This is a genomic window from Mycobacterium sp. (assembly GCF_035499775.1).
Classification (GTDB): Bacteria; Actinomycetota; Actinomycetes; order Mycobacteriales; family Mycobacteriaceae; genus Mycobacterium.
Genome location: NZ_DATJYB010000384.1, coordinates 16,845 through 27,587 on the forward strand (window position 1 = coordinate 16,845; position 10,743 = coordinate 27,587).

Consider the following 10,743-nt stretch of genomic DNA (forward strand, 5'->3'; position numbering starts at 1 on the left):
GACCGCTCAGGGCGCCGCGACTCCCTCGGGCGTCCAGGCCGGCGGCTGGCCGGGCTGGCCGGGAAACAGATAGTCGATGAACGCCGAAGCCGTGGGTTGTGGCTCATGGTTGGCCAGCCCCGGTCGCTCGTTGGCTTCGATGAAGGCGTAGTCGGTACCGGTGATGTCGGGCACCAGGAGGTCGATGCCGGTCACCGGGATACCGATCGCCTCGGCCGCCGCCACTCCGACGTGACAAAGCTCCGGGCTCACCTGCGCGGTGACGTCGTGGATCGTGCCGCCCTGGTGCAGGTTGGCGGTATTGCGCACGCGCAGGTGAGTTCCCACGGGCAGCACATCGTCCAGTATCCAACCGGCTTCGGCGACGGTCTCCTCGGTGACGTCGTCGAGGGGGATCCGGGACTCTCCACCGGTTGCCGCGGATCGTCGTCGGCTCTCGGCCACGATCAGCTCCCGCACGCTGTGCTCGCCGGTGCCGATGATCTCGGGCGGCAGCCGGAGCGCGGCCGCCACCACTCGGCCGTCGATCACCACCAGCCGCAGGTCGTCGCCTTCGACGCGCTGCTCGATGAGCACCTCCGGATCTTGCTCACGAGCGCGGGCCAAGGCGGCGGCAAGGGCGTCGGGACCGCTTTCCGCTGCGATGCCCACGGTGATGCCCTTGCCCTGCTCGCCGCGAGTCGGCTTCACGACGACCTCCCCCACCTCCTTGAGGAAGGCGTAGTCGTCGTCGTCGAAGGTGGCCAGGCGGGCTCGGGGCACCGTGATGCCCACCTCGGAGACGAGGCGTCGGGTCAAGCGCTTGTCGTCGCAGCGGCACATCGCGATCGCCGAGGTGAACTCGGACAGCGACTCTCGGGTGACCACGCTGCGGCCGCCGTGGGTGAGCCGCATCTCGCCGGTCTCGGCGTCGAGGACCTCAACCCAGATGCCGCGGCGCAACGCCTCGTCGGCAATGATCCGCGCATAGGGATTGAGGTCGTCGACGGTCTCCGGCGCCGGGGTGAACAGCGGCTCGTTGATCGCGTTCTTCCGCTTGATCGCCAGCACCGGAACGCGCCGGAAACCCAGCTTCTCGTAGAGGGCGATGGCGGCGACATTGTCGTGTGCGACCGACAGATCCATGTAGGCGCGGCCCTTGCGAAGGAAGCGCTCAGCCAGCGCCCGGGTCAGGGCTTCGCCGATCCCGGGGAGCCCGGCCGCGGGATCCACCGCCAGGGTCCACAAGCTCGTCCCCCGCTCCGGATCGGAAAACAGCAACTCGTGGTCGACGCCGGTGACGGTGCCCACCACGGCACCGTCGTCGTCGCGCACCGCGAGCAGGTAGGTCACCGCTTCCTCATGCAGGTGGTTGTGCCAGATCGTCTCAACCGGCGCCGGCACCATCCCACAGCGGACGTAGACGCGATTCATCGCGTCGGCATCGTCGGGGTCGTTCAGCGTGCGAACCGTGACACCCTGTGGTGACGGCGCCAGCTCTTCCGGAGTCAAGTCATCGGTGAAGCGCAGTCGATAGGTGTGGCTGGGGTCGATGAAGAGTTCCGCGGCGGCCCCGGCGACCACCACGTGGGACTCGCGTGCGTAGATGCAGATGTCGCGCCGCCCGGGGGCTTCCCGTCGCAGCGCCTCGGCCAGCGTGCCGGGGTCGGCAAATGTCTGGCCGAAAATGAGTCGGCCCCAGCCTAATTCGAGCTCGACGTCTTTTGCCATGGCGTCCACCAGATGCGGCGGCGAAGCGTCGTGCAGGCCGAGCGTGATCGCCTCTGGATGGTCGCCTGACGGGTCGATGGCGGTCATGCCGCGGGCCCCGTCACACCGTGGCGCTGCAGCCAGAGTTCGAGCAGGGCGATCTGCCAGAGTTCGTTGCCGCGCAGCGGGGTCAGCCTGCCGTTGGGGTCGGCCAGCAGGGTGTCGACCGCATCCGGGCGAAAAAGCCCGCGCTCCTTGGCAACTGGCGCGTAGAGAGCATCCCTGACCATGTCGAGGTAGGGCCCTTCGAGATGGGTCAGCGCCGGAACCGGGAAGTAGCCCTTGGGCCGATCGATGACCTCCGCCGGGATCACCCGTCGCGCAGCTTGTTTGAGGACACCTTTGCCGTCGTGGGCAATCTTCAACTCCGGGGGGCAGGTCGCAGCCAGCTCAACCAATTCGTGATCGAGGAATGGAACCCGTCCCTCCAATCCCCAGGCCATGGTCATGTTGTCGACGCGCTTCACCGGGTCGTCCACCAACATCACGGTCGTATCGAGCCGCAGCGCACGGTCGATACCGGTGTCGACATTGGCCGCCGCGAAGTGCTCCGCGACGAAGCGCTCGCTGGGATCGCCGTGCGCGACGTTCTCCGGCGCCACCACGTCCGCAAGTCCCGCCACGTCGCGATCGAAGAACGCGGCACGGTAGGCCGCGACGGATCCCTGCAGGGTGCCCGCCTCGGGCGACCCCATCGGCGGGTACCAGTGGTATCCGGCGAACACCTCGTCGGCGCCCTGGCCCGATTGCACGACCTTCACGTGGCGCGCGACTTCCTGACTGAGCAGGTAGAAGGCGACGCAGTCGTGGCTGACCATCGGCTCGCTCATCGCGCCGATCGCCCCGTCGAGCGCAGGCAGCATCCGGTCGGTTCCGATGCGGATCTGGTGGTGATCGGTGCCGAAGCGCTCGGCCACGATGTCCGAGTACCGGAACTCGTCGCCCTCGACGCCGCCCACCGACTCGAAGCCGATGGAGAAGGTCGACAGGCCATGCTGACCGGCTTCGGCGAGCAGGCCGACGATCAGGCTGGAGTCCACACCTCCGGAGAGCAGGCAGCCGACCGGGACATCCGCGACCAGTCGGCGCTCGACCGCGGTTCGCAGCGAAGCAAGCACGGCGTCTTCCCAGTCGCGCTCGGACCAGTCGGAGCGGTCCTCATGCCTGGTGAAGTCGGGCTTCCAGTAGATGGTGGTGGTACGCCGGCCGTCGGGTTCGAGGGCGATCAGCGCAGCGGGCGGGACCTTGCGGACTCCGCGCAGGATGGTGGCCGGCGCCGGCACCACGGAATGAAACGTCATGTAGTGGTGCAGCGCGACCTGGTCGATCCGGGTGTCCACGCCGCCACCGGCCAGCAACGCCGGCAGCGTGGAGGCGAACCGGATCCGGTGCCCGTCCTCGGTCAGGTACAGGGGTTTGATACCGAGCCGATCCCGCCCGAGCAGCACGCGGCCGCTGTCACGCTCGACAATGGCAAACGCGAACATTCCCTTGAGGTGGCTGACGAAGTCGTCGCCCCAGCGGTGGTAGGCCTTGAGCAGAACCTCGGTGTCGCTGTGCGAAAAGAACCGGTAGCCATGGTCCTTGAGCTCGGTCCGCAGCTCCTTGTAGTTGTAGATGCAACCGTTCCAGGCGATCGCCAGGCCCAGGTCGGAGTCGACCATCGGCTGAGCGCCGGCCTCGGTCAGGTCGATGATCCTGAGCCGACGATGACCTAGCGCGACCCGGCCCTGTGACCAGGCCCCGGCTGCGTCGGGCCCGCGCGGCGCCAGCACGGCAGTCATCGCTGAGACTGCGGCCAAATCAGGCAGCAGGCCGTCGAGTCGCACCTCGCCGGTGGTTCCACACATTACGTCGACCCTACCGAGGTTGACCGCGATGCACCCAGCACGGTCCCGTCAAATAGGTCATCGTCGCAGCCCGGCGATAAACCGTTGCACACTTCGGGCCAGCGATCCCGGGACATGGTCGGGATCCATCAGATCGTTTTCCGCCAGCGGGCTCGTCTCACCGGACACCGTTTGCCCGGTGAACGGCCGCAGCGTCTTGCCCTGCGCTCGAAGCTCCTCGACGGCCTTCAGGAACGACGGGCACCGATGCAGCGTCGTTTCAAGCTCTTCGACGGACACGCCCAGGTGTTCTGACACCAACTGATGTCGCACCGAGGTGATCTCGCGGCGCACGTCGTCGTGGTCCGAGTCGTTCGGATCCGCCTCGATCGCCACATCGCATTCGCTGTCGAACCCCATCGACCGGTTGTTGAGATTCGATGAGCCGACGCGCAGCAGCCGATCGTCGACCACCAGTACCTTCGAGTGGACATAGATCGGCGTACCGCCGTCGGTCACCGGCCAGTAGATGCCCAACGGCGATGCTCGTCGGCGGCCCACAGCACCTGAATGAGCCGGTGGCGTGCGCTGTCCATCGTTTCCCGCTCGAGCGGGTTGTTGCCCCGTGCCGCGCGGCCGCGATGGCGGCAAGGTTGAGTGCCTCCACTTCCCGAACCTCGCGGCGACGACCCAGTTCCGGCACGGTGCGCGCGATTCCGACGTCGACGTTGCGCAGCGACGGTTGCAGTCTGCCGGGCCAGGTGGTGTGCGCCGGGTCAACCGGCTGCAGCGATCGGTCGGTCGCGGTCTGCCACCGGTCTCGGGCTTGCTCGCTGAGTGCCCGCGCGGCGGCGCCGTCGACCGCTACCGCGACTTCGTGTCGCGGCCCGTAGCCGCGGCACACCTGAAGTAGTCGGCCGCGTCGATGACACAGGCGAACTGATCGGCACGCGCCACGCGCCAGCACGTCTGGCCGGGGGTCAGCAGTCGATCTATCACATTCAGGCCTAGGCCATTTCGTCGCGCAAGGCCGGAAATGGCCCTGCCGAAAGTCCCGACCGGACTAGGTGCGGGATCACGGGTTCGTGTCGGTTGCCTGTCGGTTGTGCTGTCAGGCGCGGTGTCTGCCGGCCGGACCGGCGAACTGCGCGCACACTCCGCTTGTCTGCGATTTCACCCAACAGACCACCGGGAAACGACCGCCATGCACACGAATGCGCCTGACGCGGGCCGCGAAGAGCGCCGCGCGGAGCTGGAGCGACGACGCGCCGCCGTCGCGCAGCAAATGCGTCGCCTGGCAATCGAATTAGCGGAACTCGACCGACAGCTGGACGAGATCGAGCAGTCGGAGCGCTAGGCGGCGTCGCGGGCGCGTGCCTCCGCGTCCTTGATCCCGCGGCGTAGGTGGTCGGCCAGGTACCACTCCTCACCGCTCTGGGAATGATGCAACGCCTTCTCGGCTGCCAGCTTGGCGCTGGCAAAGTGCCCACGCCGATCTTCTCCGGCGGTGGCCATTGCATCCAGTACCGCAGCCACGGCCTCCTGACAGGCGCTGGCAAAGCCGGAGAGATTCTTGACCGTCACGCTGGCCCCTTATTTCGATTGACCCGAACCTAGAAGGGATTTCCCGATCCGAATGGCCATAAACAAATCCGCTGCGCTGGGCTGATGCTGCTCGGCCGCGGGCGGGCGTCCCCAACGTTCCCCGCGAGCTGATCTGCCCCGACCGACGCGGCCTTCCCGATCCCCGCCAACACCTTCGAATGACGGGGTCCGCGGGGACCGAACAATTGTGGATATGCCTCTTTGCTGTTTACGGAATTACGTGGGCTCCTCCGATACACTCACTCCGTGAATGGCCGGCGAGATGCTCTCATTCTGGTGAAGCCGACGGAACAATCTAAAGACGCGGTACTCGGCTACCGCGAAGAGTTCGTATCGGACAGCGACGGCCACGGAACGGCTTCCCTGCACAAAGCGGCGACATTCGAAGAATGGCTGCAGCGTGTCCGTAACTTCGAGAACGAGGAGACCGTCCAAGACGGCTATGTCCCGTCGTCAACATATCTTGCCGTCAGATATCCCGACGAACGGCTGATTGGGATGCTGGCAATCCGGCATTGGTTGACCAAAGCGCTGGAATTCGAGGGTGGGCATATCGGCTATAGCGTTCGTCGCTCTGAGCGTCGCAAAGGGTATGCGACTAAAATGTTGAAGCAGGCATTATCCGTCTGCGAGCAAATGGGAATCTACAAAGTGCTGCTGACCTGCGACAAGGACAATACTGGCTCGTCAAATGTCATTAGAGCCAACGGCGGGGTACTGCAAAGCGAATTTACGAACGATGACGGCAATCTAGCCCAACGCTACTGGATCACGCTGGCCTAAAGTCTCGTTCAACGCCTCGTCCCTGCTGTCGGCCGCAATGCGAGCCGGTCCGGCATCCGGCCGTTTGTTGAAAACAATGCTCGCGCCGATCACTCGCACTCGGCGGACCCGCGATTTCCCGCCGATCGGTAACGAGCGAACGCAAGGATCTCACAAGTGTTCCGCGCTAAACTTCGGCCCGAAAGGAACACGATGGACAAATTGCTGACGGATCAGGGCGACCCCGAGAAACCGGCGGGCGGGGACGACGCGACCGCATCTCGCAGTTTCGTGGCAACTGCCGCCGCACCCACCACCAAGCAGATGATGAGGTACACCTCCAGGTTCATCCTGGCGGGCATCGGTTTGCTTGGCCTGTTGCAAGGGGCGGTAGTCCTCGTTGGTGCCATCGTGGGGTGGCCAAGTGCGATGCAGGTCGGCGGCGGCGTGATCTTCTTCGGCTTCTTGTTGCTCGGTTTTCCGGCTTACGCCGCATTCCAGCGGCGGATATATCGCGATAAGAAGATGCTGGTCGAAGTCGGGGGCGATGGCCTGACCGTCGATACGAAGCCGGGTGCGGTTTTCTCATTCGGTGCTGCGCAGCTAGGCCGATGGACTCCCGCGGGGTATGGCGGCATGACGAAGGGAACGGCGCTGCACCTGCGAGCCGGCACCGACCGCTTTGTTCTCGGCGGACGAGATCACCGCATTACCAGCGGCACACCACTGGAAGCGGCGCCCGTGGACGGCGTCGACGCGTGGGTGTGGGCCGCAGAGTTCGACGAGCTTCTCACCAGCGCCGGTCGTTGGCCTATCGATGGGCAAGCGCCAGAGGAAACCCGTTGTCTGCTGGTTCCGAACTCCATGCGATCGATCTCGTCCTCCTTTTTCGGGATGTTCAAAAACACCGCAACCGCGTTGAGGCTGAATGCCAACCCACCGCAACCCAGCATTGCCATCGACGTGGACAAGGACGCGGTCTCGCTGATCGACCTGAAGAGCAACTCGCCCACGGCCTCGGCGCCGGTTGCGCAGGTGACCGCGACAGCGGCGCTGAGCACGCGCTCGATGCCTTACGTGGGTACGCAGACGACGCCCGTTCTGGTCGTGCGCGTTCCCGACGCGCAACCACTGACCATTGGCTGCCCCGATGTGATCGGCCCGCCACAGATCATGTGGAACGGCCGGAGCAGGCTCAACTATCGGTTTTCGTGGCGGGGCACGGTGCCCCGGGAGCAGGAACCGGCGTTTGTGGTTTCGGACATGGATTGGCTGACCCTCGTCGAGAAATTCGGATTGGCCACCCAACTGGAAGACAAAGCCGCAGCCGAGCGCGACGAAGCCGGGACCACACCTGCAGTTGCCTCCGGTACGGCCCGACGGCCCCGGACCAAGCTGTGGATTCTTGCCATTGTCGCCACCTTCTTGATGATCCCGATCATGTGGATGCCCGCGATCATCGTGATGGACCGTCATCAGCAACACGCCGAGCAGCTGGTAGCCGATCGGGAGCGGCCCTTCGCGTTGCCGTTCACCGGCCTGCGCCTTCCGCACGGTGTGGCTGTGGACGGAGCCGGCAACGTCTATGTCGCCGAAACTCGCACCAATCAGGTGATCAAGCTGGCGGCTGGGTCCAACACCCAAACCGTGCTGCCGTTCACCGGGCTCGATCTCTTCCACGGCGGCGTCAATGACGACTCCATCGCCGGCGTCGCGGTAGATGCCGCCGGCAACGTGTACGTCAGCGATCCCGGCCACAATCGGGTGGTGAAGCTGGCGGCCGGGTCGAACACCCAAACCACGCTGCCATTCAGCGGCCTGGGTAATCCTCTGGGTGTGGCGGTGGACACCGCCGGCGCTGTGTACGTCGTCGACGACAGCCACGGTCGGGTGCTGAAGTTGGCGGCCGGGTCGAGCGCCCAAACCGTGCTGCCGCCCCTCGGCAATCGGGTCTATGCCGGCGATGTGGCGGTGGACACTACCGGCAACGTCTACATCAGCGTCTCCCGATGCGGAAAATCCTGCAGCGGTTACCTGTTGAAGTTGGCACCCGGATCGGACACCTGGGTCAAGCTGCCGCCCACCGGCCGCCAGCAGAAGTACGTGGCGGTGGACACCGCGGGCAATCTATACGCGATCGTCTCGGGCGGAGGCGTGGTGAGGTTGGCGCCCGGGTCGAAGAGCTGGACCGAGGTGCCCGGCGGGCACCGCTTCGTGGACCCGCTGGGCTTGACGGTGGACACCCGGGGAAACGTGTACGTCACCGATCACACCGGTAGCCGGCAGCAGGGCGGGGGCGCAATGCTGCCCAATTGGCCGCCTGACAACAGTCACGGTTTCGTACTCAAGTTCCCGACGGGCTGACGGCGTCGCCGGACGAGATACCTTGCATCTATTGAACATTCACGTTGTTTAGGGCAGGGTGGGAAGATTTCGCCGCGACGGCATTGACGCGGACAGGCCGCTGCCCTCCTGAATCCTGATCGTGTTCTCCTTGCCGGTGCCCTTGTCCTTAGCGGTGACGTGCAAGATACCGTTGGCGTCGACGTCGAACGTGATCTCGATCTGCGGCACACCACGCGGAGCCGGCGGGATGCCGGTCAGTTCGAAGGCGCCGATCAGCTTGTTGGCCGAGGCCATTTCGCGCTCGCCCTGGTAGATCAGAATCTGCACCGACGGCTGATTGTCGTCGGCGGTGGTAAGGGTCTCCGACCGCTTGGTCGGGATCGTGGTATTGCGCTCCAGCAGCTTCGTCAGCACGCCACCTTTGGTCTCGATACCCAGGCTCAGCGGCGTAACATCAAGCAGCAGAATCTCTTTCACCTTTGCCCTGAGTACACCGGCCTGCAGGGCGGCACCGATCGCAACGGCCTCGTCGGGATTGACGCCCTTGTTGGGTTCCTTGCCACCGGTGAGCTCCTTGACCAGTTCGGTCACCGCGGGCATCCGCGTCGAACCGCCGACCAGCACTACATGGTCGATGTCGGCCACCGAGACATCGGCTTCAACGATGACCGAAAGGAACGGAATGCGTATGCGGTCCAACAGATCCTGTGTAACTCGCTGGAACTCCGCGCGGGTCAGTTCCTCGTCGATGGACAACGAAGTGCCGGTCGCGGCGCGCGCGACGTAGGGAACCTGAATGGAAGTCGATTGAACGCTGGACAATTCGACCTTGGCTCGGTGCGCGGCCTCTCGCAAACGTTCCATCGTCACCCTGTCTCTAGCCAGGTCGATGCCATGACTGTCCCAAAATCGGCGCAGGACCCACTTGACGATGCGCTGATCCCAGTCGTCCCCACCGAGTTGACTGTCCCCAGAGGTGGCCCGCACTTCCACGACGCCATCGCCCATCTCGAGCAGCGACGCTTCGCACATGCCGCCGCCGAGGTCCAACACCAAAACTGTTTGTTCTCGGGCTGCGGCGGTCCACCCGTAGGTCAATGCCGCAGCGGTCGACTCGTTGATCATTCGCACTACGTTGAACCCGGCGATCTGCCCGGCATCCTTAATGGCCTGCCGCTGCGCGTTATCGAAGGATGCGGGCACGGTCATAACCACGTCGGTAATGTCCCCACCGAGGTAGCTCTCGGCGTCGCCCTTCAGCTTCATCAGTGTGCGCGCACTGATCTCCTGCGCGCTGAAATCCCTGCCATCGATCTCGAGCGACCAATCAGATCCGATGTGGCGCTTGAGCGATTGGATTGTGCGGTCGACGTTGGTCACTGCCTGATTCCTCGCAGGCTGGCCGACCAGCACCTCGCCACTGGGCGTGAACGCGACGACCGACGGAGTGACCTGGGAACCTTCAGCATTCGGCACGATGATCGGGCGCCCGCCAACCAGCGCAGCCAGGGTCGAGGTACTCGTGCCCCAAGAAACGCCCACCTCGGCGATGCGCAGCCGCGACGCCGACTCAGCGCGTCGGGCGTCGTGATATGTCGGCGGCGGCGCGGCGCGGGCGAGGTCCTTGGCGGTCGGGTAGCGCTGGTCTGGGACCTTTGCCAAGCCGGTGGCGATGACGGCGTCGAACGCTTCGGGCACCGCGGGTCGCAGCAGGGAGGGCCGGGGCGGGGGTTTGGTCAGGTGTCCGGCGGCCTGCTGTTCGAGAGTGTCGCCCGGGTAAGGGGGCCGGCCGGTCAGCGCTTCATGAAGTACGCAGGCCAGGGCGTAGATGTCGGCGCGGCGGTCAGCGCGTCCGGCAAGCCGTTCCGGGGCCATGTAGGAGAAGGTGCTTGTCGTCGGGTCGGCGCTCGTCAATCGACCTTCCACAGCGACGCTTGCGAAATCGAAATCAAGGTAGGCGAAGTCATCCTGGGCAACCAGGATGTTGGACGGTTTGACGTTGCGGTGCACCAGCCCGGTCTCGTGCGCGGCGTGCAGCGCCGAGGCGATCTGATCGATGATGTCCACCGCCCGTGCAGGCTCCAGCGGACCGCCGTCAAGGACTACCCGCAAGTCCTGTCCGCGGATCAGGCGCATGGTGGCGTACAGACGACCCTCGATCTCGCCGAAGTCATAAATCGGGACTACGTGGGGTTCATCGAGCCCGGCGGCCGAGCTCGCCTCACGCTGGAACCGTTCTCGGAACACTTGATCTCGAGCGAAATTCGACGGCACCAGCTTCAGCACGACCGACCGGCCGGTGGCGGTGTCGTAGGCGCGCCACACCTCGCCCAGACCGCCACGGCCCAGCAACTCGCTCAGGCGATAACGGCCGAACGGCGTCCCCTCCACTGGCTCACCATAGGGCACAGCACACCTGCGCCGGCCAAACCACGAAGGGCGCCCACAAAAC

6 protein-coding genes and 3 pseudogenes are annotated in these 10,743 nt (G+C 65.1%); 3 read left to right on the plus strand and 6 right to left on the minus strand.

What is annotated here, in order from left to right; genetic code table 11:
* Window positions 1–6: 6 nt before the first annotated feature.
* The 3 genes and pseudogenes from ngg to VML93_RS23725 all read right to left on the minus strand — a co-directional run.
* Window positions 7–1,797: an N-acetylglutaminylglutamine synthetase gene (gene ngg / locus VML93_RS23715; protein ID WP_325614723.1), complete on the minus strand. Its 1,791-nt coding sequence runs from the start codon at window positions 1,795–1,797 to the stop codon at window positions 7–9.
* A complete protein-coding gene (locus VML93_RS23720) occupies window positions 1,794–3,599 on the minus strand; it encodes an N-acetylglutaminylglutamine amidotransferase (RefSeq protein WP_325614724.1) in 1,806 nt (601 codons plus the stop codon). Before VML93_RS23720 ends, ngg begins: the two co-directional genes overlap by 4 nt.
* A gap of 57 nt (window positions 3,600–3,656) precedes the next feature.
* A pseudogene (locus tag VML93_RS23725) lies at window positions 3,657–4,506 on the minus strand (phospholipase D-like domain-containing protein); the annotation flags it as partial.
* A 276-nt stretch (window positions 4,507–4,782) separates the two neighbouring features.
* Here VML93_RS23725 and VML93_RS23730 point away from each other — a divergent pair.
* On the plus strand, window positions 4,783–4,935 hold the full coding sequence (locus tag VML93_RS23730; protein ID WP_325614725.1) for a hypothetical protein: 153 nt from the start codon (window positions 4,783–4,785) through the stop codon (window positions 4,933–4,935).
* On the opposite strand, the gene VML93_RS23735 is transcribed toward VML93_RS23730, so the two are convergent.
* Window positions 4,932–5,162 (minus strand): hypothetical protein, encoded by a 231-nt coding sequence (locus VML93_RS23735; RefSeq protein WP_325614726.1) that lies wholly within the window; start codon window positions 5,160–5,162, stop codon window positions 4,932–4,934. The two genes, VML93_RS23730 and VML93_RS23735, sit on opposite strands and share 4 nt — an antisense overlap.
* A 267-nt stretch (window positions 5,163–5,429) precedes the next feature.
* Here VML93_RS23735 and VML93_RS23740 point away from each other — a divergent pair, with 267 nt between their 5' ends.
* Both VML93_RS23740 and VML93_RS23745 read left to right on the plus strand, forming a co-directional pair.
* On the plus strand, window positions 5,430–5,966 hold the full coding sequence (locus VML93_RS23740; RefSeq protein WP_325614727.1) for a GNAT family N-acetyltransferase: 537 nt from the start codon (window positions 5,430–5,432) through the stop codon (window positions 5,964–5,966).
* Between the two features lie 192 nt (window positions 5,967–6,158).
* Window positions 6,159–8,309 (plus strand): hypothetical protein, encoded by a 2,151-nt coding sequence (locus VML93_RS23745; protein WP_325614728.1) that lies wholly within the window; start codon window positions 6,159–6,161, stop codon window positions 8,307–8,309.
* 90 nt (window positions 8,310–8,399) lie between these two features.
* On the opposite strand, the pseudogene dnaK reads toward VML93_RS23745, so the two are convergent.
* Both dnaK and VML93_RS23755 read right to left on the minus strand, forming a co-directional pair.
* Window positions 8,400–9,842 (minus strand): annotated as a pseudogene (dnaK, locus tag VML93_RS23750) (molecular chaperone DnaK); the annotation flags it as partial.
* A 99-nt stretch (window positions 9,843–9,941) separates the two neighbouring features.
* Window positions 9,942–10,700, minus strand: a pseudogene (locus tag VML93_RS23755) (serine/threonine-protein kinase); the annotation flags it as partial.
* Window positions 10,701–10,743 lie beyond the last annotated feature (43 nt).